The 26,174-nt window shown below is 73.2% G+C and carries 26 protein-coding genes and 1 other RNA gene; 13 read left to right on the top strand and 14 right to left on the bottom strand.

Annotation, left to right across the window (positions count from 1 at the left end; all coding sequences use genetic code 11):
• Positions 1-189: 189 nt before the first annotated feature.
• The gene (locus ACZ6TV_RS22230; protein WP_465299119.1) at positions 190-837 is read right to left on the bottom strand and encodes a bifunctional DNA primase/polymerase; all 648 of its coding nucleotides are present in this window, start codon (positions 835-837) and stop codon (positions 190-192) included.
• A gap of 193 nt (positions 838-1,030) precedes the next feature.
• Here ACZ6TV_RS22230 and ACZ6TV_RS22225 point away from each other — a divergent pair, with 193 nt between their 5' ends.
• From ACZ6TV_RS22225 to ACZ6TV_RS22205, 5 genes are read left to right on the top strand one after another with little or no spacing between them, the layout of a single operon-like run.
• On the top strand, positions 1,031-2,263 hold the full coding sequence (locus tag ACZ6TV_RS22225; RefSeq protein WP_465299118.1) for a helix-turn-helix domain-containing protein: 1,233 nt from the start codon (positions 1,031-1,033) through the stop codon (positions 2,261-2,263).
• A 23-nt stretch (positions 2,264-2,286) separates the two neighbouring features.
• Positions 2,287-2,829, top strand: a complete 543-nt coding sequence (locus ACZ6TV_RS22220; RefSeq protein ID WP_465299117.1) for a flavoprotein — start codon at positions 2,287-2,289, stop codon at positions 2,827-2,829.
• Between the two features lie 9 nt (positions 2,830-2,838).
• Positions 2,839-3,657, top strand: coding sequence for a Nif3-like dinuclear metal center hexameric protein (locus ACZ6TV_RS22215; protein WP_465299116.1), 819 nt, complete (start codon positions 2,839-2,841; stop codon positions 3,655-3,657).
• Positions 3,654-4,394 carry a zinc ribbon domain-containing protein gene (locus tag ACZ6TV_RS22210; protein ID WP_465299115.1) on the top strand — a complete coding sequence of 247 codons (741 nt, stop codon included), beginning with the start codon at positions 3,654-3,656 and terminating at the stop codon, positions 4,392-4,394. Before ACZ6TV_RS22215 ends, ACZ6TV_RS22210 begins: the two co-directional genes overlap by 4 nt.
• Before the next feature lie 43 nt (positions 4,395-4,437).
• Entirely contained in the window at positions 4,438-5,796 is a 1,359-nt protein-coding gene (locus ACZ6TV_RS22205) for a bifunctional RNase H/acid phosphatase (protein WP_465299114.1), read from the top strand.
• Positions 5,797-5,828: 32 nt separating this feature from the next.
• On the opposite strand, the gene ACZ6TV_RS22200 is transcribed toward ACZ6TV_RS22205, so the two are convergent.
• Positions 5,829-6,590, bottom strand: coding sequence for a sulfite exporter TauE/SafE family protein (locus tag ACZ6TV_RS22200; protein ID WP_465299113.1), 762 nt, complete (start codon positions 6,588-6,590; stop codon positions 5,829-5,831).
• A 29-nt stretch (positions 6,591-6,619) separates the two neighbouring features.
• Here ACZ6TV_RS22200 and rnpB point away from each other — a divergent pair.
• An RNA gene (gene rnpB / locus ACZ6TV_RS22195) (RNase P RNA component class A) lies at positions 6,620-6,986 on the top strand.
• Positions 6,987-7,196: 210 nt separating this feature from the next.
• Here rnpB and ACZ6TV_RS22190 read toward each other — a convergent pair.
• Together ACZ6TV_RS22190 and ACZ6TV_RS22185 are read right to left on the bottom strand one after the other, a co-directional pair.
• Positions 7,197-7,667, bottom strand: a complete 471-nt coding sequence (locus tag ACZ6TV_RS22190; protein WP_465299112.1) for an NUDIX domain-containing protein — start codon at positions 7,665-7,667, stop codon at positions 7,197-7,199.
• A gap of 57 nt (positions 7,668-7,724) precedes the next feature.
• Entirely contained in the window at positions 7,725-8,612 is an 888-nt protein-coding gene (locus ACZ6TV_RS22185) for a sigma-70 family RNA polymerase sigma factor (protein WP_465299111.1), read from the bottom strand.
• A 56-nt stretch (positions 8,613-8,668) separates the two neighbouring features.
• On the opposite strand from ACZ6TV_RS22185, the gene ACZ6TV_RS22180 reads away from it, so the two are divergent.
• Positions 8,669-9,109, top strand: a complete 441-nt coding sequence (locus tag ACZ6TV_RS22180) for a pyridoxamine 5'-phosphate oxidase family protein (RefSeq protein ID WP_465299110.1) — start codon at positions 8,669-8,671, stop codon at positions 9,107-9,109.
• Here ACZ6TV_RS22180 and ACZ6TV_RS22175 read toward each other — a convergent pair.
• The 4 genes from ACZ6TV_RS22175 to ACZ6TV_RS22160 all read right to left on the bottom strand — a co-directional run bounded on the left by ACZ6TV_RS22175 (position 9,093) and on the right by ACZ6TV_RS22160 (position 12,342).
• Entirely contained in the window at positions 9,093-9,761 is a 669-nt protein-coding gene (locus tag ACZ6TV_RS22175) for a fascin domain-containing protein (RefSeq protein WP_465299109.1), read from the bottom strand. The genes ACZ6TV_RS22180 and ACZ6TV_RS22175 overlap by 17 nt on opposite strands.
• 64 nt (positions 9,762-9,825) lie before the next feature.
• Positions 9,826-10,617, bottom strand: coding sequence for an inositol monophosphatase family protein (locus ACZ6TV_RS22170; protein ID WP_465299108.1), 792 nt, complete (start codon positions 10,615-10,617; stop codon positions 9,826-9,828).
• Entirely contained in the window at positions 10,614-11,888 is a 1,275-nt protein-coding gene (aroA, locus tag ACZ6TV_RS22165) for a 3-phosphoshikimate 1-carboxyvinyltransferase (RefSeq protein ID WP_465299107.1), read from the bottom strand. Before aroA ends, ACZ6TV_RS22170 begins: the two co-directional genes overlap by 4 nt.
• A gap of 73 nt (positions 11,889-11,961) precedes the next feature.
• Complete coding sequence (locus ACZ6TV_RS22160) at positions 11,962-12,342, bottom strand: hypothetical protein (protein WP_465299106.1); 381 nt, start codon at positions 12,340-12,342, stop codon at positions 11,962-11,964.
• Positions 12,343-12,709: 367 nt separating this feature from the next.
• On the opposite strand from ACZ6TV_RS22160, the gene ACZ6TV_RS22155 reads away from it, so the two are divergent.
• A complete protein-coding gene (locus ACZ6TV_RS22155) occupies positions 12,710-12,907 on the top strand; it encodes a hypothetical protein (RefSeq protein WP_465299105.1) in 198 nt (65 codons plus the stop codon).
• Between the two features lie 54 nt (positions 12,908-12,961).
• Here ACZ6TV_RS22155 and ACZ6TV_RS22150 read toward each other — a convergent pair whose 3' ends face one another.
• Positions 12,962-15,772, bottom strand: coding sequence for a hypothetical protein (locus ACZ6TV_RS22150; RefSeq protein ID WP_465299104.1), 2,811 nt, complete (start codon positions 15,770-15,772; stop codon positions 12,962-12,964).
• On the opposite strand from ACZ6TV_RS22150, the gene ACZ6TV_RS22145 reads away from it, so the two are divergent.
• From ACZ6TV_RS22145 to ACZ6TV_RS22130, 4 genes are all read left to right on the top strand, one after another.
• On the top strand, positions 15,750-16,088 hold the full coding sequence (locus tag ACZ6TV_RS22145) for a hypothetical protein (protein ID WP_465299103.1): 339 nt from the start codon (positions 15,750-15,752) through the stop codon (positions 16,086-16,088). The genes ACZ6TV_RS22150 and ACZ6TV_RS22145 overlap by 23 nt on opposite strands.
• An 82-nt stretch (positions 16,089-16,170) precedes the next feature.
• A complete protein-coding gene (locus ACZ6TV_RS22140; protein WP_465299102.1) occupies positions 16,171-17,583 on the top strand; it encodes an RNB domain-containing ribonuclease in 1,413 nt (470 codons plus the stop codon).
• Positions 17,580-18,272, top strand: coding sequence for an NADPH-dependent F420 reductase (gene npdG, locus ACZ6TV_RS22135; protein ID WP_465299101.1), 693 nt, complete (start codon positions 17,580-17,582; stop codon positions 18,270-18,272). The genes ACZ6TV_RS22140 and npdG overlap by 4 nt, the downstream gene beginning before the upstream one ends.
• Positions 18,269-19,459, top strand: coding sequence for a cytochrome P450 (locus ACZ6TV_RS22130; protein WP_465299100.1), 1,191 nt, complete (start codon positions 18,269-18,271; stop codon positions 19,457-19,459). The genes npdG and ACZ6TV_RS22130 overlap by 4 nt, the downstream gene beginning before the upstream one ends.
• Before the next feature lie 51 nt (positions 19,460-19,510).
• Here ACZ6TV_RS22130 and panB read toward each other — a convergent pair whose 3' ends face one another.
• Positions 19,511-20,341, bottom strand: a complete 831-nt coding sequence (panB, locus tag ACZ6TV_RS22125) for a 3-methyl-2-oxobutanoate hydroxymethyltransferase (RefSeq protein ID WP_465299099.1) — start codon at positions 20,339-20,341, stop codon at positions 19,511-19,513.
• Between the two features lie 353 nt (positions 20,342-20,694).
• Positions 20,695-22,419: an NAD+ synthase gene (locus tag ACZ6TV_RS22120; RefSeq protein WP_465299098.1), complete on the bottom strand. Its 1,725-nt coding sequence runs from the start codon at positions 22,417-22,419 to the stop codon at positions 20,695-20,697.
• A 170-nt stretch (positions 22,420-22,589) separates the two neighbouring features.
• Between ACZ6TV_RS22120 and glnA the strand changes: the two genes are divergently transcribed.
• Complete coding sequence (glnA, locus tag ACZ6TV_RS22115) at positions 22,590-23,942, top strand: type I glutamate--ammonia ligase (protein ID WP_465299097.1); 1,353 nt, start codon at positions 22,590-22,592, stop codon at positions 23,940-23,942.
• A 1-nt stretch (position 23,943) separates the two neighbouring features.
• On the opposite strand, the gene ACZ6TV_RS22110 is transcribed toward glnA, so the two are convergent.
• From ACZ6TV_RS22110 to ACZ6TV_RS22100, 3 genes are read right to left on the bottom strand one after another with little or no spacing between them, the layout of a single operon-like run.
• Positions 23,944-24,654: a ferredoxin reductase gene (locus tag ACZ6TV_RS22110; RefSeq protein ID WP_465299096.1), complete on the bottom strand. Its 711-nt coding sequence runs from the start codon at positions 24,652-24,654 to the stop codon at positions 23,944-23,946.
• Complete coding sequence (locus ACZ6TV_RS22105; RefSeq protein WP_465299095.1) at positions 24,624-25,223, bottom strand: sulfite oxidase-like oxidoreductase; 600 nt, start codon at positions 25,221-25,223, stop codon at positions 24,624-24,626. Before ACZ6TV_RS22105 ends, ACZ6TV_RS22110 begins: the two co-directional genes overlap by 31 nt.
• 34 nt (positions 25,224-25,257) lie before the next feature.
• Entirely contained in the window at positions 25,258-26,160 is a 903-nt protein-coding gene (locus ACZ6TV_RS22100) for a S66 peptidase family protein (protein ID WP_465299094.1), read from the bottom strand.
• Positions 26,161-26,174: the final 14 nt, after the last annotated feature.

The raw sequence follows: 26,174 nt of genomic DNA, 5'->3' as shown, positions 1-26,174 counted from the left end.
ACCAGCGCTACGTTGGGCAGCGGCATGAATTCTGCACGTGAATCTTTTCCAAGGCCTAGCGAGCTCTGGGACGTCCGCCGCTCGGCGGATCGCCCGTGCGCGCACGGGCGCGGGCGTGGCAGTAGACGTGGCAGTGGACATGGCAACGGCCGGTCCCCCCGAGAGGACCGGCCGCCGGCTGAGGTGGTGTTACGCGGCGGAACGCCAGGTGGCTCGCGCCCCCGTGTTCGCCATGGGGCCCGCCCCGATCGCGTCGAGCATCAGCGCCTGCACGGCGTAGGGCTCCGCCGGTCGCCAGCCGTGCGTCTCCGGGGACAGCTCCCAGCGGACCCGCCCGCCGAACTGCGGGCTCGGCGCGGCCGGCACCCACGAGCCCTGCCCGTGCAGCACCACGTCGGGCTGCAGGGCGAGCTCCGGCAGCAGCCCGTGCCCGGGCAGCACCAGGAAGAAGAAGCGGTCGTCCCGGCCGTTCCGCCGGGCGACGGCGACCGGCCCCCGCGCCGCGACGAAGCCGTCGCCGAGCAGCGCGGCCCGGCCCAGCGCCGAGGAGACCTCCAGGACGTCGAAGGCGTGCCCGGTCGGGAAGAGCACCGTGTAGGGGTTCCGGCTCCACCACCGCGCGACGACCGCGGGGGAGCGGCTCGGCGCGCGGGAGCTGGACGGCACCGGATGGCACGCCACGGTGCGGCAGCCGACCTCGCCGCAGTCGAAGCGCCGCTCCTTCGCGTGCCGGCCGGCGTGCTGGCCGACCAGGTAGGCGCCGGGCAGCACGTGCCAGCCGTGTTCGACGTAGCGCAGGGCCGCTTTGCGCAGTTTGGCGCGTTCCCAGGACCGCATGTGCTCCTCCTAGCAGGGGAGATCACTCGAAAGTGCCCACAGGACCACGTCGCGTCACCGGACGCCGTGTGCGTCGTTGGTAATGGCAACGGGGGCTGCAAGTTGCACATTGGAACCTATGAGCACGGATGCCGGACGAACCGCACAAAAGGTGCGATGTCGACCGAGCGGGTGACCCCCGGAGGTGAGCGGCGTGGATGAGCTGCCGATCGGCCGACGCGTGGCCTACTGGCGGAACCGGCGCAAGATGTCCCAGCAGGTCTTCGCGGACCGGCTCGGGAAGTCGAAGAGCTGGGTCGACAAGGTCGAGCGCGGCGTCCGGCGGCTGGACAAGTTCTCGGTGGTCTACGAGATCGCCGACGTGCTCCAGCTGGACGTGCAGATCCTGCTCGGCAAGGACCCCGAGCGGCGGCCCGACAGCGTCAACTGCGTCGACCAGGTCGAGGTCGAGGAGATCCGCGCCGCCCTGGAGCGGTACGACCAGATCAGCGCCTTCTTCTACGCGCCGCCCGAGCCGCCGCCCCTGGCCGAGATGCGCAAGGCCGTCACCCACGCCTGGCTGAGCTACCAGCACGCCAAGTACGGGATGCTGGCCCGCACCCTGCCGCGCCTGCTGCGCGAGGCCCAGGCCGCCGACACCGCCTACGCCGACGGCGGGCAGAGCCGCGAGGCCGCCCACCTGCTCGGGCAGGTCTACCAGATCGCCTCCTCGGCGCTGCGCAAGCTCGGCGAGCACGAGCTCGCCTGGCTCGCCGCCGACCGGTCGATCGCCGTGTCGCAGCGCGCCGGCGACCAGCTCCTCGCCGGCTCCGCCACCACCCGCGTCGCCCTCGCGCTGCTCGCCCTCGGCCGGTCCCGGCCCGCCCTGGAGATCAACGTCAACATCGCCAACCGGCTCGCCCCCGGAGCCAACGGCAACGACTGCGCACCGGAGCGCCTCTCGGTCTACGGGATGCTGCTGCTGCAGGGCGCGATGGCCGCGGCCCGCATCGGCGACGGCGCCACCGTCCGGGACCTCCTCGGCGGGGCGGAGGAGGCCGCCAAGGGCCTCGACGGCGACCACAACTACTACTGGTCCTCTTTCGGGCCGACCAACGTGCAGCTGCACCGCGCCGCCGCCGCCGTCGAGCTCGGCGAGGGCCGCTACGCGGTGGAGGTCCACGAAGGCCTCGACCTGGAGGCCTTCCACGCGCTGCTGCCCGAGCGCCGCGCCCACCACTACCTGGACCAGGCCCGCGCGCACGCGATCCTCGGCGACATCGACCTCGCCAGCGAGATGCTCCTCGAGGGCGACCGGCTCGCGCCGTCGGAGATCCGCTGCCGGCCCCTCGCCAGGGAGGTGCTCAGCGACGTGCTGCGACGCACCCGGGGCACCCCGTCCGCGCCCGTCGCGGAACTCGCCGAGAACATGAGCGTGGGGGTGTAGCCCGGGAGTAGCACAATGCCCGCATGGCCGGTCATGTCCTATACGTCGTGACGTGCGGATCGCCCGTCACGCAGGATGCCAGCAAGCTCGTGTCTCTCGCCCAGGCGAAAGGCTGGGAGGTCTGCGTCGTCGCCACGCCGGACGCCCTCAAGTGGCTCGACATCCCGACCCTCGTCGCACAGACCGGGCACCCCGTCCGGCACCGCTACAAGTACCCCGGCGACCCCGACATCCTCCCGCAGGCGGGCGCGCTGATCGTCGCCCCGGCCACCGTCAACACGATCAACAAGTGGGCCGCCGGCATCGCCGACACCCTCGCCCTCGGCCTGCTCGTCGAGGGCCTCGGCATGGGCCTGCCGATCGTCGCGGTGCCCTTCACCAACGCCGCCATGGCCCGCCACCCCGCCTTCGGCGAGTCGATCTCGAAGCTGCGCTCGTGGGGCGTCACCGTCCTCTACGGCGACGACGTGCTGCCCCTGCACCCGCCCGGCACCGGCGAGAAGCGCACCGCCAGCTTCCCGTGGCATCTGCCTGTCGACGCCCTCGGCGGTCCCAGCGTGGAGTAACCTCGCGCCGTGCTTGTCGCCGAACTCGTCGAGCTGCTCGAGCAGCGGTATCCGCCGTCCTGGGCCGAGAGCTGGGACCGCGTCGGTCTCACCCTCGGTGAGCCGTCCGCGGAGGTCACCAGGATCTTCCTCGCCGTCGACTGCGACCCGCGGACCGTGCAGGAGGCGATCGCCGCCGGGGCGGACTTCATGTTCACCCACCACCCCCTGCTGCTGCGCGGCGTGTCCAGCGTCGCGCCCACCACGTACAAGGGCCGCGTCATCCACCGGATGATCAAGGCGGGCATCGCCCTGCACACCGCGCACACCAACGGCGACGTCGCCAACCCCGGCGTGTCCGACGCGCTCGCCGCCAGGCTCGGGCTGCTCGACGTCCGCCCCCTGGTCCCGATCGCCGACACCGGCCGCGGTCACGGGCGCGTCGGCCGGTTGCCATCTGCGATGGCCCTGTCGGACCTCGCCGCTCTGGTCTCCTCGGCCGTGGGAGGTGTACGGGTGGCAGGGCCCCCGACCGCGGCGGTGCAGACGGTCGCGGTGAGCGGCGGTGCCGGGGACGCGTTCCTCGCCGACGCCGCCCGGGCCGGGGTTGACGCATACTTGACTGCGGATCTGCGCCACCATCCGGCACACGAGCACCTCGCGGGCGGCGGACCGCTGCTGCTCGACGTCTCGCACTGGGCGTCCGAGCGGCCCTGGCTCGACGACGTGGCGGCGTTCCTGCGGCAGGAGACCGGCCTGCCGACCATCGTGTCCGATGTGGACACCTCACCGTGGACGTTCGTCGCTTCGCCGGACGCTCCGACGTTTTTGGAGGACGGCAACTCGTGAAGGCTGACCCAGAGGCTCAGCGTCGCCTGCTCGACCTGCAGGCGATCGACATCGCGCTCACCCAGCTCGCGCACAAGCGCAAGGCGCTGCCCGAGCACGCCGAGCTCGACCGGCTGGCCCGCGAGCTGTCCACGATGGAGGACCAGCGCGTCCGCGCCCAGGTCGCCGTCGACGACCTCGACCGCGACATCAACCGGCTCGAGCGCGACGCCGAGCAGGTCCGCGCCCGCAAGGACAAGGACCAGGCCCGCCTCGACGCCGGCACCGGCCCCGCCCGCGAGCTGGAGGCCCTGCAGCACGAGATCGCCACCCTCAACCGGCGCCAGGGTGAGCTGGAGGACGCCGAGCTGGAGCTGATGGAGCAGCGGGAGACCGCGCAGGCGACCCTCGACGACATCACCGGCCGGCTCACCGAGACCCGCTCGGTGCGCGCCGCCACCGAGCAGCGCCGCGACGAAGCCATCGCCGGGATCGCCAAGGACGAGGAGTTCCGCCGGTCCGGCCGCAAACCCCTCGCCGCGGACCTGCCCGCCGACCTCATCACGCTGTACGACAAGATCCGCGAGAGCAGCGGCGGCATCGGCGCCGCCATGCTCCGCCACGGCCGCTGCGAAGGCTGCCGCCTGGAGCTCGCCGGCGGCGACAAGGCCCGTGTCAAGGCCGCCGCCCCCGACGAGGTCGTCCGCTGCGAAGAATGCCGGCGCATCCTCGTCCGGACCGCGGAGTCCGGCCTGTGAGCATCACGAGCCCGGGGTCCTTCCCGCGCCCGGGGTCCTTCCTGTGAAGGTCACGATCGAGGCCGACGGCGGGTCCAGGGGCAACCCCGGCCCCGCCGGCTACGGCGCGGTCGTGCGCTCCTCCACCGGTGAGGTCCTCGCCGAACGTCTCGGCCGCCTCGGCGTCACCACCAACAACGTCGCCGAATACACCGGCCTGATCGAAGGCCTGCGGGCGGCGTCCGAGCTCGGCGCCGACGAGGTCGAGGTCCGGATGGACTCGAAGCTCGTCGTGGAGCAGATGTCGGGCCGGTGGCAGATCAAGCACCCAGGCCTGCGGCCCCTGGCGGCCCAGGCGGGCGAGCTGGCCGGCGGCTTCCGGTCCGTGCGCTACTCGTGGATCCCCCGCGAGCAGAACAAGCACGCCGACCGCCTGGCGAACGCCGCCATGGACGGCGCCTCCGCACCGCCCGCTCCGGTCGCGCCGTCCGCACCGGTCGCGGCACCGGTCGCGGGTCCCGACTCACCGGGCCGGGCCGCCGCACGGGCGGTCGCCGCCGCGGCGTCCGGCCCCGGCCGGCCGTCGTCGTCCGAGCCCTCGGTCTCGCCGTCGTCGTCCGAGCCCTCGGTCTCGCCGTCCTCGGCCGCGCCGTCGGTCTCGCCGTCGTCCGGCCGGGCGTCGGTCGATGCGCCGTCCGCCGACGCCGGTGCGGCCTCCGACGGGGTGCGGGCGTCGGTCACCGGGACCGAAGCCGATGGCACGTCGCCGGAGCCCGTGGCACGGTCGTGGGCGCCGCCGGCGACCGGCTCCCCGTTGCGGATGATCCTGGTGCGGCACGGCGAGACGTCGTACACCGTGGAGAAGCGCTACTCGGGGCGCTCCGACATCCCGCTGTCGGACCGGGGTCGCGACCAGGCCGCCCGCGCCGCCGGACGGGTCCGGGTGGTCGCCCCCGACCTCGCCGCCGTCGTCAGCTCGCCGCTGCGACGGTGCCAGGAGACCGCGGCCGCGATCGTGGCCGGCGGCGACATCGAGGTCGTCGTCGAGCAGGACCTCGTCGAGTGCGACTTCGGCGAATGGGACGGGATGACGTTCGGCGAGGTGCGCGCCGCCTACCCGGGCGAGCTCGACCGGTGGCTCGCCTCACCGCTCGTCGCGCCGCCCGGCGGCGAGTCCCTGCAGCAGGTCACGATCCGGGTCAGGCGCGCGCTGCGGCGGTTGCAGCAGCAGTACGCCGGGCGGCAGATCGCCGTCGTCAGCCACGTGACACCGATCAAGTCGATGCTCCGCGACGCGCTCGCCGCCGGTGACGCGTTCATGTACCGGCTGTACCTCGACCCGGCGGGCGTGTCGATCGTCGACTCGTGGCCCGACGGCGGGGTCGCCGTGCGTACCGTCAACGACACCGCGCACCTGTCCTAGGCGACGGCCCGGTGGCCCGGTAGAGCGGCTGTCTAGGCGACGGCTCGGTAGAGCAGCACCAGACCGACCACCGTGCCGAAGGCGACGATCAGCCACTTCAGCACCGCGGACGGCAGTCGCCTGGCGAGGCGTGCCCCGGCGTAGCCGCCGATCATCGCGGTCGGCGCGACCACCAGCACGTCCGCCCAGTCGACCGGCCCGAACGCCCCGAACGCGACCACCGTGACGAGCCCGCCGACCGCGGACACGACGTTCTTCAACGCGCTGATCCTGGCCATCGACCGGTCCAGCACCAGCCCGAGCGCCGCGACCAGCATCACGCCGAGCGCGGCGCCGAAGTACCCGCCGTACAGCGAGCCGGCGAACACCATCGCCTGCAGGCTCAGCGCCCTGCGCCGCGGCGACATGTCCCGCGGATGCCCGACCACCTTCCGCAGCCGGTCCTGCAACGCGAGGGTGGTCGCGGCGGCCAGTACCAGAAACGGGACCACCAGCTCGAACGCCCTCGCCGGCGTGGCCAGCAGCAGCAGGCACCCCAGCGACGCCCCCACCACCGCCGTCGGCGCGACCTTGAGCACCGACCGCCGGTCGTCGAGGTCGGCCCTGCTGCCGTACACCGACGCGACATAGCCGGGGAACACCGACACCGAGTTCGTCACGTTCGCGGCGACGGGACTCAACCCTGTCGCGATCAGCGCGGGGAAGGTGATCAGCGACCCGCCGCCGGCGATCGCGTTGACCGTGCCGGCGGCCAGCCCGGCACCCGACAGGAGCGCGATGTCAGCAAGATTCATGGTCCGCCTACCATAGACACCACGACGGACGAGTCGACCGGGCGGCCGCGTCGGCACCTTCACCGGTGCCGCCGAGGAACGTCCGGGCTCCACAGGGCAGGGTGGTTGTTAACGGCAACCCGGGGTGACCCGCGGGACAGTGCCACAGAGAACAGACCGCCACGCCTTCGGGCAGGGTAAGGGTGAAACGGTGGGGTAAGAGCCCACCAGCGCCCCGGGTGACCGGGGCGGCTAGGTAAACCCCACCCGGAGCAAGGTCAGACGCAGGCGTTCGAGGGCTGCCCGCCCGAGCCTGCGGGTAGACCGCTAGAGCCTGCCGGCAACGGCAGGCCGAGATGGATGGCCGCCCCCCGCCACCAGCGGGGACAGAACCCGGCGTACAGGTCGACTCGTCCGTCTGCAATTCCCCCACCGCTTCGCGGCGGGGCCCGCTGGGGGATTCTCACCCAAGACCCCCAATGCGCCGCGAGCGGCGCACTGCCGAGCGCGTTCCGCGCGGCAGCTTCTGCGCCAAACGCGCCCGATCCCTGCCGATCCGACCGGCCGCCTTCCCACCCCGCCGCCCGGCGCGACGATCGCGTGGGCTCGGCAGGACCGGGCAGGGGATCACGGCTGTTGCCGCGGCTCCGATCGGCCGGTGGCGGCCGGTGCCTCGGGCAGGACGGTGGTGTCGGTGTGCACGCGGACGGCGGTGTCCTGGTCGGCGAGCGCGTCGTGGACGCGGACGGCGAACGTCGGGTCCATGTTCGGCTCGACCTTGGTGAGGGGCCACCACTCGACGGCGGCGGACTCCTCCGTCGGGGTCGCGAGACCGCCGGTGCGGGCGGCGCGGAAGACGAGGGCGACGACGCCGATGTCGAGGTTCTTGTAGACGCCGGTCAGGCGGAGGGGTTCGATCTCGACGCCGGTTTCTTCGAGGACCTCGCGGCGGACGCCGTGGTGGATGGACTCGCCGAGTTCGAGGATGCCGCCGGGGATCTCCCACCTGCCGTTGTCGCGGCGCTGGACGACCAGGACGTGGCCCTCGTCGTCGGTGACGACGGCGGCCACCGAGACGGAGTGCAGCGGGCGGCTCATCGGTTGCTCCCGTCGGCGGGGGGACGTGCTCGAGACTCGGCGTGCCACGGGGGCCGGCTACGCGAACGGGACCGTCAGTTCGAGGCGGTCCAGGGTGGCGGCGTCGCCGAGGAGCTCGATCTCCACGACCTTGCCGTCGGCGACGACGAAGTCGAAGACCACGCGGGGGGTGCCGCCCGTCGACCAGACGGCGCCGACGAAGCCGTCGACGAGGGCGATCCGGGCGCCGCGGGCACGGCCGCTGAAGGTGGTGGCGACGTCGTGCGCGCCGTGGACCGCGGGGGCGGCGCCGGTCAGTACCGTGGCCGCGTCCGCACGCAGGACGACCTCCGGGTCCAGGAGGGCCAGCAGCGCTTCGAAGTCGCCGGCGCGGGACGCGGCCAGGAACGCGTCGACGACCTCGCGCTGGCGGGGGAGGTCGGCGACAGGGGCGACGCCCTGGACGCGGCGGCGGCCGCGGCTGGCGAGCTGGCGGGCGGCGGCGGGGGAGCGGCCGACGATCTGGGCGATGTCCTCGAAGGGCACGGTGAACATGTCGTGCAGGACGAACGCGAGCCGCTCGCCGGGCGTGAGGGTGTCGAGGACCACGAGCATCGCCCGGCCCACCTCGTCGGCGAGCAGCGCCTGCTGCTCGGGGTCGGCCGGCGGGCCGTCGAAGGACGCCACCGGGTCGAAGGACGCCACCGGGTCGAAGGAGGCCGCCGGGTCGAAGGAGGCCACCGGGGAGGTCTTGCGGGCGCGCAGCAGGTCCAGGCAGATCCGGCCGACGACCGTGGTGAGCCAGCCGCCGAGGTTGTCGACGGCGGCGTGGTCGGCGCGGCTCAGCCGCAGCCACGCCTCCTGCACGGCGTCGTCGGCCTCGGCGTGGGAGCCGAGCATCCGCAGTGCCACCCCGTGCAGGTGGCCGCGGTGTTCCTCGAAGCGGCGGGCCAGCAGATCACTCACGCCGCCCAGCGTCATAGTCTGACGCCGAAAAGGCAAACACCACGAGGGGGAGCGGCATGGATCAGCCCGCACGCAGCACCGAGCAGCGCGTCGCCGACACGCGGCACCGGCTCGAGCACGACGTCGACGCGTGGGTGGCGACGGCGTCGCCGGACGGGGAGCCGTGCATGGTGCCGCTGTCGTTCCTGTGGGACGGCGAGGCGCTGCTGTTCTGCACGGCGCCCAACAACCCGACGACGCGTAACATCGCCGCGAACGGGCGGGCCCGCGTCGCCGTCGGGCCGACCCGTGACGTGGTCCTCATCGAGTGCGCCGCGCAGACGGTGCCGGCCGGCGGCCTGAGCCAGGACGTGCTCGACGCGTTCGCCGAGAAGGCCGGGTTCAGGCCGGGGCCGCGCTACGTGTACCTGCGGATGACGCCGATCTGGGTGCAGGCCTGGCGGGAGGCAAACGAGCTGGTCGGCCGGGAGCTGACGGCGTTCACGCGACCGGCGTGATGGCCAGCTGCTCCCAGGGGCCCGCGCTGGTGCCGTTGCCGCGCACCATGTTGAGGTAGCTGCCGGTCATGTCGACCCGCACGCTGACCCAGCCCTTCGTGGCCTGGTTGCGCAGGAAGTACTTGCCGGCGTCGGACCACACCTCGAAGATCTCCCAGTCGCTCGGCCATTCGCCGCGGCCGCGGAGCATGCCTTTGAGGTTGCCGCTGTACCCGTACTCGGCGGTCACCAGGTAGCCGGAGGTGGCCTGGATGAAGATGAGGTCGCTGCGGCCGTTGAAGGAGCAGAGGCTGAAATGTTCCCAGGTGCCCAGGCCGCCGGCGGTCTGCCGGGCGCGGAGCATGTTCTTGTTGCTGCCGGTGTACCCCTGCTCCTCCGAGATGTAGCGTGCCGCGCGGTGGCTGAACAGGTAGTACCGCCGGCAGGTCGACGTGCCCGGGATGCCGGTCGGCGCGAGGGAGTTCGCCTGCACCCCGCCGCCGAGGTCGAGCGGGGTGCGCCGCAGCCCGTGCGCGGCCGGGTCGTCGTCGGTCGCCGCCGCGGCCCCGCCGGGGGGCGACGCGCCCGGGCTCGGCTCGGCGTGCGCGACCCCCGGCACCAGCATCGCGGTGAGGAGAACAGCGGCGGACAGCAACCCCCGGGCACGGCGCACGGCTACTCCAAGCGTGGTTGATTTGGACCCCGCCGGACATGCTGGACGAACACATTGATGAGTGTCAAGACCCGCCGAGCAGCTCCAGGGTCGCCGCGTGCAGCGGTGCGCTCCTGGAGAACAGCGACGGGCCCGCACCCGGCGCCTGCCGCCCGTCGAAGCCGCTGTACTGCCCGCCGGCCTCTCGCACGATCAGCGACGTCGCGGCGAAGTCCCAGATCTGGCCGCGGGTCTGCACCGCGAGGTCGAGCCGGCCGCCGGCCACGAGCAGCGCCGCGTGCGCCGGCCAGGGCACCGTGCGGGCCACCGCGGTCAGCGGCTCGAGCAGCGCCCGCTCGGGCCGGTGGACGTAGTCGTCGGGGATGACGCCGACCGTGGCGCCGGCCGGGGTGTCGGTCCCGTCGGGGTCCACGCGCAGGCGCCGTCCCTCGTCGTCGCCGATGCCACCCTGGTACGCCCCGGCGCCGCGGCCGGCCCACCAGATGGTGCCCTGCGCCGGTACGGCGGCGACCCCCGCGACGATCTCGCCGTCCTCCTCGAGGGCGACGAGGACGAGCCAGCGGTCGTCGCCGGCGACGAACATCGCCGTGCCGTCGATCGGGTCGATGATCCAGCGGCGGCCGCCGGTGCCGGTCAGGCCGCCCTCCTCGCCGAGGATCGCGTCGCCGGGGCACGCCTCGGCGAGCACGGCGCGGACGGCGACCTCGACGGCCCGGTCGGCCTCGGTGACGACGCTGCCGTCCGCCTTGAGCTCCCTGGGCAGCTCCGCGAGCGCGGCGAAGTACCGCAGGCCGACCTCGGCCCCGGCGAGCGCGGCCCGCCGGGCGAGGGCCAGGTCGGCGGCCAGATCGCTCACAGGCGGGCCAGGTCGACGTAGTACGTCGGGTAGGTCTTCGAGATGCACCGGGGGTCGCGGATCTCGATCCCCGGCACCCGCAGCCCGAGCAGCGACAGGCTCATCGCCATGCGGTGGTCGTCGTACGTGTGGAACGCCGTCGGCGCGACCGGCCCGGGGTTGACGGTGAAGCCGTCGGCGTCCTCGACGGCGTCGACGCCGGCGCGGCGCAGCTCGGTGACGACCGCGGCGATCCGGTCCGTCTCCTTCTTGCGGATGAAGCCGATGCCGGTGACCCGGGTCGGGGAGTCGGCGAACACCGCGACCGCGGCGAGGGTCTGCGCGGTGTCGGAGATGTCGGCCATGTCGACGTCGATGCCGTGCAGCGTGCCGGTGCCCGTGACGGTGACCCGGTCCTCGGTCCGCTCGACCCGTGCGCCCATCCGCTCCAGGAGGTCCGCGAAACGCACGTCGCCCTGCAGGCTCCTGGTGCCGAGCCCCTCGACGGTGACCCGGCCGCCGGTGATGGCGGCGGCGGCGAGCAGATACGACGCGGCGCTCGCGTCGGGCTCGATCGCGTAGTCCGCCGCCCGGTACGCGCCCGGGTGCACGGTGAGCCCGTCGACGCTGACGCCGAACGCCGCCATGACGGCCGTGGTCGCCTCGACGTACGGCACCGAGACCAGGGGCGAGGTGAGCTCCACCGTCAGCCCCTCGGACATCAGCGGCCCGGCCATCAGCAGCCCCGACAGGAACTGGCTGGACAGGTGCCCGGGCAGCGCGACCTTGCCGCCGGCGACCGGCCCGGTCACCGCGACCGGCAGGAAACCGGGCTCGCCCAGGTCCTCGACCGTCGCGCCGAGCTCGCGCAGCGCGTCGGTCAGCGGGCCGAACGGCCGCGCCCGCAGCTGCGGCGCGCCGTCGACGACACCGCGCCCCGGGCGCAGCGCCGCCGCCGGCACCACGAACCTGCCCGTGGTGCCCGACTGGCGGGCGTCGATCGTCGCCGGTGCGGTGGACGTGCGCGGGTCGACGCCGTCGACGACGACCGTGTGCGCGGCCTCGTCGACCGTCAGCGTCGCGCCGAGCGCCCGCACGGCGCCGAGCATCGCGTGCGTGTCGTCGGCGAACAGCACCCCCGTCAGCGTGCTGCGGCCCGGCGCGAGCGCGGCGCAGAGCAGCGCGCGGTTGGTGATGCTCTTGGAGCCCGGCGGCCGCAGCGACACGTCGGGCGGCGAGGTCAGCGGCGTGATGGCAAGGACGTCCGGAAGGTCATCGGCATGGAGGCTCACCCGGCGATTGTCCCGCAGACCACGGCGGCGCCGCCGTCAGGGTTTGCGCATCCGGTGCGACCCGGCGCCGCGGTCAGGGTTTGCGCATCTGATACGACCCGTCGCCGGTCGGCTCCAGCGGCACCTCGTCGCCGAGCGCGGCGGCGGCCTCGGGCGAGACCCGCAACCGGCCCGGTCCGGCGAGGTCGGCGAGGCGGGTCGCGACGCCGTGTGTCCGTCTGCCTGCCGCGGCCCCCTCGCCCGGCTCCGCCGGGTCGCCGACGTGCAGGCCGAACCGGACCATCGTCATCGCGCGCGGCCGCAGGTATCCGGTCACGTCGCGGACCGCCGCCGCGGGGTCGTCGTAGAGCACCAGCGCGCGCCCGTCGGCGGTCCGCGCGGGTCGTCCACCGGTCAGGGACCGCACGACGTCATCGGGTGCGGCCGAGCCGCCGATCGCCAGAACCGTGGTCACGGCACCGAGTATCGGGGCGGCCCGGCACCCGCGTCCACCGTGGACCGTTCGCCTCCTAACGAAGGTGGGACGGGTCGCCCGTCCGACTCGAATCCCGATCCACCGAACGGCTCACCCTCGGGTGATCGTGACCACAGGCATCCGCGTCCTTCGGTGTCTTCCGCCGGCCGTGGCGCGTTGTTCCCATTCTGCTAAAAGCGTTGAAGCGTAAGGATTCCCCGATTCCGGCCGGACCGTTTCCGGCGCCGTCAGGACCATCTCCGGGCGTCTGCTCCCCAAGCCGGGCGGTTGCGTCTACTGTGGAATCCCAACCAGCTATTTGCCGGTTTCGGTGGCGCGTGTTTCATTTGCGGTGCACAGTGATGTCATGAGCAGCAGCGGTGCTGAGCGGTACTACTGGTGCCTTTCCCACCATCGGGTCGAGTCCGAGGCCGACATGTGCGCCGGCCGGGATCGGCTCGGCCCCTATGATTCGGCGGCAGAAGCCGAACAGGCGCTGACGACAGTCCAACAACGCAACGAGGCGTGGGACGCCGAAGACGAACGGTGGGAAGGCAAGCGCTAGCAACACGTCGGAGCCGAAGGCGACCGCGAACCGCCCCGGCACACGACTCCTCGTTCAACCCGTCTCCACCCGCACAACCCAACCGCGAACATCCCGCAGGACGCGGGAGAACTCCTCCAGGAGGACCACGATGGCCGCAGCTAAGAAGGCCACCACGAGATCGGCCGCAACGAGCGCGGCCACCACGACTCCCGCCGCGGACGCGGTGAACCCAGCTGAGACCGCGACCCCCGCCAGGGACGCGAAGACGGTCGCCGCCGCCGCTCCCCGCCGGCGCGCGACCACGGCAACCCCTCGCACGCGCGCGACCACGACGGCCTCGACCCCGGCCGCCACCGCGTCGTCCTCGTCCCCGGCTCCGTCGGCAACGTCGGCCGCTCCGGCTCCGTCGGCTGCCTCGGCGGCCCCGGCTCCGTCGGCGGCCCCGGCCTCTTCGGCGCCGGCCGCCGCGGCCTCTTCGGCGTCGGTCGCGCCGGCTTCGTCTTCCGCGGCGACCCCGGCTTCGTCCTCCCGGACGGCGAGGCGGACCGCGGCGACGAAGGCGACCCCGGCCGCTTCCAAGGCTACCGCCACCGGCACCACCGCCGAGGCGACTGCCGCGAAGTCCCCGGCCGCGGCCACCGGCACCACGACGGCGAAGACCCCGTCGTCCCGTTCGGCGGCGTCGAAGCCGGCAACCCCCGCGGCGAAGTCCACGGCGGCCAAGGCGACCACCGCCAAGGCGACCCCCGCGGCGAAGTCGACGGCAACGAGCTCGCCGGCGAAGTCCACCACCGCGAAGACCCCGGCGGCCAGGTCGACCGCGGCGAAGGCCACCACGGCGAAGACCCCGGCGGCCAAGTCCACGGCGGCGAAGTCGGCCACGGCGAAGTCGACGCCCACGGCGAAGTCGGCGGCGGCGAAGTCGGCGGCTGCTCCGGCGGCCAAGTCCACGGCGGCGAAGGCCACCACGGCGAAGGCGACCCCGGCGGCCAGGTCCACGGCGGCGAAGGCCACCACGGCGAAGACCCCCGCGGCGAAGTCGACGGCGGCGAAGGCCACCACGGCGAAGGCGACCCCTGCGGCCAAGTCCACGGCAGCCAAGGCCACCACGGCGAAGGCCCCGGCAGCGAAGTCGACGGCAGCCAAGGCCACCACGGCGAAGACCCCGGCAGCGAAGTCGACGGCGGCGAAGGCCACCACGGCGAAGGCGACGCCCGCGGCGAAGGCCACGGCGGCCAAGACGGCGGCGGCCCCGGCGGCGAAGGCGCCGCCCGCGAAGTCGGCCAGGACGGCAGCGGCCAAGGCGACCCCGGCGAAGACCGTGACCGCGAAGGCGACCCCGGCGAAGGCAGCCACCAGGTCGGCCGCCACCCCGGCCAAGGCGGCCGCGAAGTCGGCTGCCGCACCCGCGAAGGCAGCCACGAAGTCGGCGGCGAAGGCGGCTCCCGCGAAGGCCGCGGCGACCAAGACGACGGCCGCCGCGAAGTCGACCGCCGCCAAGGCCACCACGGCCAAGGCCACGGCTGCGAAGTCAACGGCGAAGGCGGCCCCGGCGAAGGCCGCGGCGACCAAGGCGACCGCTGCGAAGTCGGCGGCCAAGGCGACCCCGGCGGCGAAGTCCACCGCCGCGAAGGCGACGGCGGCCAAGACCACGGCTGCCAAGACCACGGCGGCCAAGGCCACGACGGCGAAGGCGGCACCGGCCAAGGCGGCCGCGAAGGCTGCCCCGGCGAAGGCCGCGGCCAAGTCGGCTCCTGCCAAGGCCGCCGCGAAGTCGACGGCTGCCTCGGCGGCGAAGGCGGCCCCCGCGAAGACCGCGAAGGCCACCACCGCGAAGGCCACGACGGTGAAGGCCACCGGCACGAAGGCCACCACCGCGAAGGCCACGACCGCTAAGGCGACCGGTGCGAAGGCGGCTCCGGCGAAGGCCGCGGCCAAGTCGACGGCCGCGAAGGCGACCGGGGCGAAGGCAGCCCCGGCGGCGAAGGCGACCACGGCCAAGGCCACCGGCGCGAAGGCCACCACCGCCAAGGCCACGACGGCGAAGGCAACCGGCACGAAGGCAACCGGCGCGAAGGCGGCTCCGGCGGCCAAGTCGACGGCGGCGAAGGCGACGGCTGCGAAGTCAACGGCGAAGGCGACCGGGGCGAAGGCGGCTCCGGCGAAGGCCGCGGCCAAGTCGACGGCAGCCAAGTCGACCACGGCGAAGGCGGCTCCGGCGGCCAAGTCGACGGCGGCGAAGGCCACCACCGCGAAGGCCACCACCGCGAAGGCGGCTCCGGCGAAGGCCGCGGCGAAGTCGACGGCCGCGAAGGCGACCGCGGCGAAGACAGCCCCGACGGCGAAGGCGACCGGCGCCAAGGCGACCGGCGCGAAGGTCACCACCGCCAAGGCAGCTCCGGCGGCGAAGGCGACCACGGCGAAGGCGACCGGCGCGAAGGCAGCGCCCGCAGCCAAGTCGACGGCAGCCAAGTCGACGGCAGCCAAGTCGACCGCGGCGAAGGCCGCCCCGGCGGCGAAGGCGACGACGGCCAAGGCGGCCCCGGCGGCGAAGGCGGCTCCGGCGAAGTCCGCGGCCAAGTCGACGGCCGCGAAGGCGACCACGGCGAAGGCCACGCCCGCGGCGAAGTCGGCGGCGGCGAAGGCCGCCCCCGCCAAGACGGCGGCCAAGGCGACGGCGACGAAGGCCGCCGCCAAGACGGCGGCAGCACCCGCCAAGGCGGCGGCGAAGTCCACCGCGAGCAAGGCGGCGCCGAGCAAGAAGGCCGCCGCCGCACCGGCGCCGGCCACGGCGACCGAGGCCACGGAGACCGGGACCGCGGCAGCCGCCACGACGGCGGCTGACGCGGCCGCGACGCCGGTGAAGGCGACGACCAAGGCCACCGCGAGCAAGGCCACCGCGAGCAAGGCCACCGCGAGCAAGAAGGCGGCCCCGGCCAAGAAGGCGGCGGCGAAGAAGGCGGCCCCCGAGGCGGCCGCCGGCGCGCCGGCGCCCGTCGCGGCCGAGCCGGTGACGCCGCCGGCGGTCGTGTCCGAGGGTGGGCTCGACGCCGGTACCGGCGGAACCGTCGAGAACGCGGCGGCCGTGCCCGCGGGCGGGGCGGCCACCGAGGCCATCCCCGGTCGCGAGAACGGCAACAACGTGGAAGAGGCGTCGAGCATGACGCCGGAGGACTGGGCGAGCCTGGCCAGGCCGTAACACAACGCGCGACGGCGGCGCCACGGTCCCCTGCGGACCGTGGCGCTGCCGCGTTCACGGGCAGCGGTGGTAAGACTGTGCCGTGGCCTTACGACGTATCCGAGCCGCCCGCATCGACTTCTCCGGGCTGCGCCGAGAGCTCGACCTGCCCACCGGCTTCCCCGAAGCGGCCGACCGTGAGGCCGAAGCCGCCGCCCAGGACCGGCACGACGACCGCGAGGACCGCACGGACCTCGAGTTCGTGACGATCGACCCGCCGACGTCGAAGGACCTCGACCAGGCGCTGCTCCTGCAGGGCACCGACGGCGGCTACCGGGTGTATTACGCGATCGCCGACGTCGCCGCGTTTACGACGGGTGCGCCGGCGATCGAGGCGGAGAGCTGGCGGCGGGGGCAGACGGTGTATCTGCCCGACGGCAAGGTGCCGCTGCACCCGGCGGTGCTCAGCGAGGGCGCCGCCAGCCTGCTGCCGGACCAGGACCGGCCCGCCGTCCTGTGGACGATCGACCTGGACGCCGAGGGCGCGACGACCGGCGTCGACGTGCGCCGGGCGACCGTGCGCAGCCGGGCGAAGCTCAGCTACGAGCAGGTCCAGCGGGACGTCGGCGCGGGCAGCGTGCACCCGTCGGTCCAGCTGCTGCCGGAGATCGGGCAGCTGCTCACGAAGCGCGGGCTGGACCGGGGCGCGGTCAACCTGCCGATGCCGGAGCAGGAGCTGGAGCCCGACGGCGACGGCTGGCGGCTCACCGTGCGCGGGCCGGTGCCGGTCGAGGAGTTCAACGCGCAGATCTCGCTGCTGACGGGGATGGCCGCCGCGCAGATCATGCTCAAGGGCGGTGTCGGGCTGCTGCGGACCATGCCGCCGCCGGCGCGGGAGGCGGTGGACAAGCTGCGGCTCGCCGCGAAGGCGCTGCGGCTGCCGTGGCCCGACGGTGCCGGGCCCGGTGAGGTCATCGCCGCGCTCGACCCGATGGACCCGCGGGCGGCGGCACTCATCGACCAGGCGGCGGAGATGATGCGCGGCGCCGGCTACACCCCGTTCGACGGTGAGGTCCCGCAGCAGCCGCTGCATGGTGCCGTCGCCGCCCCGTACGCGCACGTGACGGCCCCGCTGCGGCGCCTCGCCGACCGGTACGTCACCGAGGTGTGCCTCGCCCTGCACGCGGGCGTGGCGGTGCCGTCATGGGCGCGGGAGGCGCTGCCGCGGCTGCCGGAGGTGATGACCCGCACCGACCGGGTCGCCAACGCCGCGGAGCGGGGTGCGGTGGACCTCGCCGAGGCCGTCCTGCTGCAGCACCGCGTCGGTGAGGTGTTCGACGCGGCGGTACTGGACGTGGAGAAGAACCGGGCGGACATCGCGCTCGACGAGCCGCCCGTCCGGGCCCGGTGTGAAGGTGAGGGGCTCCCGCTGGGTGAACGGATCCGGGTGCGCCTCACACAGGCCGACCCCGCCCACCGCAAGGTGCTGTTCAGCACGGTAAGACTGGAAGCATGAGCTACGACGAGATCGAGTTGCCGGACGTGTCAGCGCTGCGGGTCGGCATCATCGGCGGCACCGGGCCGCAGGGCCGCGGGCTCGCGTACCGGTTCGCCCGGGCAGGCCTGTCGGTGCTGCTCGGGTCGCGGTCGGCGGAGCGCGGCGCCCAGGCGGCGGAGGAGCTCAACGCGCTGCCGGGCGTGACCGCGACCGCCGAGGGCGGCGACAACGCGTTCGCCTGCCAGGCCGACGTGGTCGTCATCGCCGTGCCGTGGGAAGGGCACGCCGCGACCGTGGCCGAGCTGGCGCCGCTGCTGCTCGGCGGCAAGATCGTCGTCGACTGTGTGAACCCGCTCGGGTTCGACAAGCAGGGGCCGTTCGCGCTGCCGGTGGCCGAGGGCAGCGCCGCCGAGCAGGCCGCGACGCTGCTGCCGGAGGCGCGGGTGTGCGCCGCGTTCCACCACGTCAGCGCGGCCCTGCTGACCGACCCGGAGGTCGCGGCGATCGACCTGGACGTGCTCGTCCTCGGCGACGACCGCGACGCGGCCCTGCAGGTGCAGGCCATCGCCGCGAAGGTCGACGGGATGCGGGGCGTGTTCGCGGGGCGGCTGCGCAACGCCGGCCAGGTCGAGGCGCTCACCGCCAACCTGATCGCGATCAACAAGCGGTACAAGGTGCACGCCGGGGTGCGGGTGACGGACCTGTGAACGCGTTCGACCCGTGGTCGCCGGCGTTCGTCGCGCACCCGTACGACGCGTACCGCCGGCTGCGGGACGAGGAGCCGGTCAGCTGGTTCTCCCCGAGCGGCCAGTTCCTCGTGTCCCGGCACGAGGACGTCAACGCGCTGCTGCGGGACCGCCGGCTCGGCCGCACCTACCTGCACGTCGCCACCCACGAGGAGATGGGCCGCACCGCCCCGCCGGCGGAGGACGACCCGTTCTGGAAGCTCAACAACAACGGCATGCTCGACCGTGAGCCGCCGGACCACACCCGGCTGCGGCGGCTCGTGTCGCAGGCGTTCACGCCGCGGCGGGTCGAGGCGCTGCGCCCGGTGGTGCAGCGGCTCGCCGACGGGCTCGTCGACGCGTTCGTCGCCAAGGGCGGCGGTGACCTGATCGCGGAGGTCGCCGAGCCGCTGCCCGTCACCGTCATCGCCGAGCTGCTCGGCATCCCCGACCCGGACCGGCACCTGCTGCGGCCCTGGTCGGCGGCGATCTGCGGCATGTACGAGCTGAACCCGCCCCGGGAGACGGCGGCCGCGGCGGTCCGTGCCGCCGAGGAATTCTCCGACTACCTGCGCGGGCTCGCCCGGCGGCGCGCCGCCGACCCGCAGGACGACCTGATCAGCGCCCTCGCCGCCGTGGAAGGCCTCAGCGAGGACGAGCTCATCGGCACCTGCGTGCTGCTGCTCAACGCCGGGCACGAGGCGACCGTCAACGTGACGGGAAACGGCTGGTGGGCGCTGTTGCGCAACCCGGAACAGCTGCGCAAGCTCCAGGCCGACATCGCGCTGGTACCGGCAGCGATCGAAGAGCTCATGCGCTACGACACGCCGTTGCAGATGTTCGAACGGTGGGTCCTGGAGGACATCGAGGTGCACGGCCGGACCATCCGCAAGGGGCAGGAGGTGGCGCTGCTGTTCGGCTCCGCCAACCACGACCCCGCGGTGTTCACCGACCCGGAACGCCTCGACGTGGAGCGCCGCGACAACCCGCACATCTCCTTCGGCGCGGGAATCCACTACTGCCTGGGCGCGCCGCTGGCCCGGATCGAGCTCGCCGCGTCGTTCGGCGCGCTGCTCACCAAGGCGCCCGCGCTGCGGCTGGACCGCGAGCCGGAGTGGAAACCCGGGTTCGTCATCCGCGGCCTGGAACGGCTCGACGTCTCGGTCTGAACCCCGGCCGGCGCGGCCGTCACGCGGCCCGCGCCGGCCGGTGCAGGTGTCCTAGAACGTGTGCTCCGCCGCCGGGAACACGCCGGAGCGGACCTCGTCGGCGAACGCGCGGGTGGCGTCGCCGAGAGCGCCGGCCAGGTCCGCGTACTGCTTCACGAACCGCGGCATCTTCCCGGTGCGCATCCCGGCCATGTCCTGCCAGACGAGCACCTGCGCGTCGGTCTCCCCGCCGGCCCCGATGCCGACCGTCGGGATCCGCAGCTCGTGCGTGACCCGCTTGGCGACCTCACCCGGCACCATCTCCAGGACCACCGCGAACGCGCCGGCCTCCGCGACCGCGTGCGCGTCGGCGATCACCTCGTCGGCGGCGTCACCGCGGCCCTGCACCCGGTAGCCGCCGATCGCGTGCTCGCTCTGCGGCGTGAAGCCGATGTGCGCCATGACGGGGATCCCCGCGCCGGTCAGCGCGGCGATCTGCGGCGCGACCCGCACGCCGCCCTCCAGCTTGACGGCGTGACAGCCGCCCTCCTTCATGAACCGTACGCCGGTGCGCAGCGCCTGCGCCGGGCCCTCCTCGTACGAGCCGAACGGCAGGTCACCGACGACGAGCGCCCTGCGGGTGGAGCGGACCACGGCCCGCACCAGGGGCAGCAGCTCCTCCTCGGAGATCGACACGGTGGAGGCGTAGCCGTACACGTTGTTGGCGGCGGAGTCGCCGACCAGCAGGACCGGGATGCCGGCCTCGTCGAAGATGGCCGCCGTGTACTGGTCGTACGACGTCAGCATCGGCCAGCGCTCGCCACGCTCCTTGGCGGCGAGCAGGTCCCTGGTGCGCACCCGGCGGTTGACGGCACCGCCGTACAGCGACTGGACTTCGGACATCGATGTCCTCCTTCGGGTTCCTCGAGGCCCCGTAGTTGAGGTCCCCGGGCTGTTCACCCCCGATGGTCGCACCGCACCCCGCCCCTGGGCAGGTCGCATGCGAAATGTCACTGTTACCCGCTGTGTCGCCTGCGGCGATTGGCTCGCTGCCCCACGCTTCGCGCGGGTCCCGCCGGGGGGATTCTCACCCCCGGAGCCCCCCAATGCGCCGCTCCGCGACGCACTGCCTGCTCGGCGCGGCAGCCTCACACGCGTGCGCGTGGCATCCCGGTGCCTCCCGTCGCGGTTTTCATGATCCGGAAGACGTTGTGCTGCTCTGGCGACACAACGTCTTCCGGATCATGGTTGATTCGCTAGGCGCCGGTTTCGCGGAAGCGGTTGGTGATGGGGAGGCGGCGGTCGCGGCCGAAGGCCTTGATGGAGATCTTCGTGCCCGGGGCGCTCTGGCGGCGCTTGTACTCGGCGAGGTCGACCATGCGCAGCGTGCGGTCCACGACGGCCGGGTCGTGGCCGGCGGCGACCAGGTCGTCGCGGCCGAGGTCGCCGTCGACGTAACCGGCGAGGATCGCGTCGAGGACCTCGTAGTCGGGCAGGGAGTCGGCGTCGAGCTGGCCGGGGCGCAGCTCGGCGCTCGGCGGCTTGGTGATCGACCGCTCCGGGATCGGCGGCACGTCGCCGCGGCGCTCCGCCTCCTCGTTGCGCCAGCGGGCGAGCTTCCACACGAGGGTCTTCGGCACGTCCTTGAGCGGGTTGAAGGCGCCGACGGAGTCGCCGTACAGCGTGGAATAGCCGACGGCGAGCTCGCTCTTGTTGCCGGTGGTGAGCACGAGCGGGCCCTCCTGGTTGGAGATGGCCATCATGATGACGCCGCGGACGCGGGCCTGCAGGTTCTCCACGGCGAGGCCGGACAGGGCCATGTTGGCCATGAAGCTGTCGACCATCGGCTGGATCGGCTCGACCCGGTAGTCCAGGCCGGTGCGGCGGGCCATGTCCTCGGCGTCGTCCTTCGAGTGCTGCGAGGAGTGCCCGCTCGGCAGCGACACGGCGGTGACGTTGGCCGGGCCGAGGGCGTCGCAGGCGATCGCGGTGACGACCGCGGAGTCGATGCCGCCGGACAAGGCGACGGCGACGCCGCGGAAGCCGTTCTTGCGCACGTAGTCGCGCAGGCCGAGGACGAGCGCCTGCCAGATCTCGGCCTCGTCGGTGACCCGCGCGGCGATCTCCGGGGCGGGCGCCGGCTGGTCGCTCTCGGTGACGCTGTCGGAGATGTGCACGTGGGTGACCCGCATCTCGGCGTCGTCGACGCCCGGCGGGACCGGCACGGCGGCCGGCAGGTCCAGGTCGAGGACCACGAGCTGCTCCGCGAACTGCGGCGCGCGGGCGATCAGCGAGCCGTCCTCCCGCACGACCATCGAGTCGCCGTCGAAGACGAGCTCGTCCTGGGCGCCGACGGTGTTGACGTAGGCGACGGTCGCCCGGGCCTCCGCGGCGCGGCGGGCGACGAGGGCGAGCCGCGTGTCGTCCTTGTTCAGCTCGTACGGCGAGCCGTTGATGTTCACGACCAGCCCGACCCGCGCGAGGGCGGCGACGGCGAACGGGCCGCCCTCCTGCCACAGGTCCTCACAGATGGTGAGCGCGATGTCGACGCCGCCGACCCGGATGACGGTGAGGGTGTCGCCCGGCTCGAAGTAGCGGTCCTCGTCGAAGACGCCGTAGTTGGGCAGGTGGTGCTTGAAGTACGTGGCGACCCGGGTGCCGCGGTGCAGCACGGCGAGGGCGTTGCGCGGGCCGACCTCGTCGGCGTCGAGATAGCCGACGATGACGACGGTCTCGCCGAGGCCGTCGGCGGCGAGCTGCCCGGCGAGGTCGGTCACGGCGCGTTTGGAGGCGGCCACGAACGACTTGCGGAACACCAGGTCCTCGACCGGGTAACCGGTCAGCATCATCTCGGGGAACGCCACGACGTGGGCGCCGGCCCCGGCGGCCTTGCTGGTCCAGCCGTGCACCAGGGACGAGTTGCCGGGGAGGTCCCCGACGGTCGGGTCGATCTGGGCGAGCGCGAGGCGCAACCGTGGCATCTTCCAAGTGTGGACCAGACCCGCCGGTGGTGCCGTGAGACGGGCACTGTGACGTTCACTCCAGTGCTGGGCGGGATGGGCAGGTCCGGTAACTTGTGCGTAACACCTCCGGGCGAGACTTGCCCGGTTCGGCCCGTACCGTAGACATCGCAGCTCGTGGGGGAACCACCGTGGACCGTCAGCAGGAGTTCGTGCTCCGGACGCTCGAAGAGCGCGACATCCGTTTCGTGCGGCTGTGGTTCACCGACGTCCTGGGCACGCTGAAGAGCGTCTCGGTCGCGCCGGCCGAGCTCGAGTCGGCGTTCGAGGAGGGCATCGGCTTCGACGGCTCCGCGATCGAGGGCTTCGCCCGGGTCTACGAGTCGGACATGGTCGCGATGCCGGACCCGACGACCTTCCAGGTGTTCCCGTTCGAGGGTGGCATGTCGGGGGAGAGCGCCCGCATGTTCTGCGACATCACCCTGCCCGACGGTTCGCCGTCGTGGGCGGACCCGCGCCACGTGCTGCGCCGGGCGCTGTCGAAGGCGGCGGAGAAGGGCTTCACCTTCTACACCCACCCGGAGATCGAGTTCTTCCTGCTCGAGTCGCTCGGTGAGCACGGCTCGCTGCCGACGCCGGTCGACACCGGCGGCTACTTCGACCACACCACGCACGCCGTCGCCCGCGACTTCCGCCGCCAGGCGGTCCTCGCCCTGGAGCGGATCGGCATCTCGGTCGAGTTCAGCCACCACGAGGTCGCGCCCGGCCAGCAGGAGATCGACCTGCGCTACGCGGACGCGCTGACCACCGCCGACAACATCATGACGTTCCGGCACGTCATCAAGGAGGTCGCGCTCTCCCACGGGGTGCACGCCACCTTCATGCCGAAGCCGTTCACCGACCAGCCCGGCAGCGGCATGCACACGCACCTGTCGCTGTTCGAGGGGGAGCGCAACGCGTTCCACGACGCGAGCGACCCGATGAAGCTGTCGAAGGTCGGCCAGGCGTTCATCGCCGGGCTCCTCGTCCACGCGCGGGAGTACACGGCGATCACCAACCAGTGGGTGAACTCCTACAAGCGGCTCTTCCCGCAGTCGGTGCCGAACCGGATCACCGAGTCCCCGGCGTATGTCTGCTGGGGCCACACCAACCGGTCCGCGCTGGTGCGGGTGCCGGCCTACGGCAAGCCGAACTCGGCGCGGGTCGAGGTCCGGTCGCTGGACTCGGCCACCAACCCGTATCTCGCCTACGCGGTGATGCTCGGCGCCGGCCTGCGCGGCATCGAGAAGGGCTACGAGCTGCCGCCCGGCGCCGAGGACGACGTGTGGGCCCTCACCGACGGTGAGCGCCGCGCCGCCGGCTACGAGTCGCTGCCGGAGAACCTGTCGCAGGCGGTCGACGCGATGGCCGGCTCCGAGCTGGTCGCGGAGGTCCTCGGCGAGCACGTCTTCGACTTCTTCCTGAAGAACAAGCGCACCGAGTGGGAAGAGTACCGCCGGGTCGTCACCCCCTTCGAGCGCGAGCGCTACCTGGGGATCATGTAGCTCAGCCGTAGCGCTCGGTCCTGATGCCTCTGGCGTCGTGGCCGAGCGCCACCATGACGTCCGCGACGGTCTCCACGAAGCCGGTCGGCCCGCACACGAACACGGCGGGCTTGAAGTCGGCGGGCCACGCGTGCGTGTTGACGTCCGCGACGCCGACCCGCGACCCGCGCACCCGGGTGTGGACGTAGTGCACGTCGAGCCCCCGGTCGTCGCGGGCCCGCCGGCGCAGCTCCTCGGCGTAGATGACGTCCTGCGGGGTGCGCACGGAGTACAGCAGCCGGAACGGTGTCCGGACGCCGTGCTCCGCGCGGGAGCGGATCATCGCCATCAGCGGGACGATCCCGGAGCCGCCGGCGATCAGCTGGACGGGTGTGGGGTCGGCGTGGCGCCACACGAACCAGCCGCCGATCGGCCCTCGCAGCTCCACCGATGCCCCGATGTCGTAAATATCCGTTAGAAACGGACTTACTTCTCCGCCGTCCAGTCGCTGCACCGTCAGCGAAAGGCCGGAGGAGGACGCGATCGAGTAGCTGCGCTGCGCGGTGTAGCCGTCGGCGGCCGTCAGCCGCACGTCGACGTGCTGGCCCGGCAGGTGCCCCGGCCAGTCGGGCACGTCGAAGTCGAGGGTCCGCGCCGTGGCCGTCTCAGCGAACGCCGACCGCAGCACCGCCTTCCGCCAGGTCAGTCGCCCTGGTACCGCTGCTCGCGCCATGGGTCTCCGTAGTTGTGATAGCCCGCTTCCTCCCAGAAGCCCGGCTCGTCCTGCAGCATCAGCCGCAGCCCGTGCACCCATTTCGCGGACTTCCACAGGTACAGGTGCGGCACCAGCAGCCGCGCGGGCCCGCCGTGCTCGGGGGTGAGCGGCTCGTCGTCGTAGCGATACGCCACCCACGCCTGCCCGTCGAGGAGATCCTCGAGGGGGAGGTTGGTGGTGTAGCCGTCGTACGAGTGTGCCATCACGAAGTCCGCCGCCGACTCGACGTCCTCCATGAGCGTGTCGATCGACACGCCCCGCCACCCGGTCCGCAGCTTCGACCACTTGGTGACGCAGTGGATGTCGACGGTGACGTCCTCGTGGGGCAGCGCCGTGAACTCCCTCCACGTCCACTTCGTCACCTCACCCGTCTCGGTGGTGATCACGAACTCCCACCGGTCGGTGCTCAGCCGGGGCGTCGGCCCGGCGGACAGCACGGGAAAGTCGTGCGCCAGATACTGCCCCGGCGGCAGGTCGGGCTCCTGCGCCCGCCGCCTTCCCTCGAACCCGGTGGTCACGAACGTCATGCCGTAATCGTGCCCCAGCCCCGCCCCGCGGCCATCAGTCGAACGACTGGTCGGCGCGAGAGGTGAGGCAGCCCACGTCCGCGTCCAGGATCGCCGGCGCGCCCAGCACGACCGTCTCCTGCCCCACCCCGTGCCCGATCCTCAGCCCGCCCAGCACCGGCACGCCCAGGGCGCACAGGTGCTCGCGCAGCACGTCCACGACGGACGTCGGCCCGCGGTCCGCGCAGTCCGTGAACTGCCCCACGGCCACCCCCAGGACCCCGTCGAACGCGCCGGCCCGCCGCAGGTGCGTCAGCATCCGGTCGACCCGGTACGGCGCCTCGCCCACGTCCTCCAGGAGCATGATCCTGCCGGCGAACGACGGCATGTCGGCGGTGCCGATCGTGCTGGCCGGCATCGAGAGGTTCCCGCCGAGCAGCACCCCGCGCACCGGCGGGCCCGGCACCCGTACCGCACCCGTCTCCTCGCCGCCGCCGGTGTACGACCGCAGCGGCCCGGACGTGAACAGCGCCTCCCACAGGGAGGTGGCCGAGCCCGCGGGCAGCCGGTCGTCGAACCACGCCGCGCCCGGCCCGTGCACCACCGGCCACCCCGCGGTCCGCCACACCGCCAGCTGCAGGGCGGTGATGTCGGAGAACCCGACGAGCGGCTTCGGCTCGCCCAGGCGCACCCGGTCGACGATGCGCTGCGCGCCGTAGCCGCCCCTGGTGCACACGACGGCGCGGACGTCCGGGTCCCCGAACGCGTCGTTGAGGTCGCGGAGCCGGTCGTCGTCGTGCCCGGCCAGGTATCCGTTGCGGTCGAACACGTGCCGGCCCGTGCGCACCCGCAGCCCCCAGCTCGACAGCAGTTCGATGCCACGGGCCACCCGGTCGGGTCTCGTCGGCCCGGACGGTGACACCAGACCGACCACGTCTCCGCGTCGCAGCACTCGCACGCCGTTATTGTCGG

This window comes from Dactylosporangium sp. NPDC051087 (assembly GCF_055586325.1).
The sequence above is the reverse complement of the archived record's forward strand: the minus strand, read 5'-3'. Positions and strand labels throughout refer to the sequence as shown.

Excerpts from the sequence above, each read along its gene's own strand:
- ACZ6TV_RS22230 (WP_465299119.1), bottom strand. The coding sequence starts at position 837 with ATGCGGTCCTGGGAACGCGCCAAACTGCGCAAAGCGGCCCTGCGCTAC.
- ACZ6TV_RS22220 (WP_465299117.1), top strand. The coding sequence starts at position 2,287 with ATGGCCGGTCATGTCCTATACGTCGTGACGTGCGGATCGCCCGTCACG.
- ACZ6TV_RS22200 (WP_465299113.1), bottom strand. The coding sequence starts at position 6,590 with ATGAATCTTGCTGACATCGCGCTCCTGTCGGGTGCCGGGCTGGCCGCC.
- ACZ6TV_RS22190 (WP_465299112.1), bottom strand. The coding sequence starts at position 7,667 with ATGAGCCGCCCGCTGCACTCCGTCTCGGTGGCCGCCGTCGTCACCGAC.
- ACZ6TV_RS22180 (WP_465299110.1), top strand. The coding sequence starts at position 8,669 with ATGGATCAGCCCGCACGCAGCACCGAGCAGCGCGTCGCCGACACGCGG.
- ACZ6TV_RS22155 (WP_465299105.1), top strand. The coding sequence starts at position 12,710 with ATGAGCAGCAGCGGTGCTGAGCGGTACTACTGGTGCCTTTCCCACCAT.
- npdG (WP_465299101.1), top strand. The coding sequence starts at position 17,580 with ATGAGCTACGACGAGATCGAGTTGCCGGACGTGTCAGCGCTGCGGGTC.
- panB (WP_465299099.1), bottom strand. The coding sequence starts at position 20,341 with ATGTCCGAAGTCCAGTCGCTGTACGGCGGTGCCGTCAACCGCCGGGTG.
- ACZ6TV_RS22120 (WP_465299098.1), bottom strand. The coding sequence starts at position 22,419 with ATGCCACGGTTGCGCCTCGCGCTCGCCCAGATCGACCCGACCGTCGGG.
- ACZ6TV_RS22110 (WP_465299096.1), bottom strand. The coding sequence starts at position 24,654 with ATGGCGCGAGCAGCGGTACCAGGGCGACTGACCTGGCGGAAGGCGGTG.
- ACZ6TV_RS22105 (WP_465299095.1), bottom strand. The coding sequence starts at position 25,223 with ATGACGTTCGTGACCACCGGGTTCGAGGGAAGGCGGCGGGCGCAGGAG.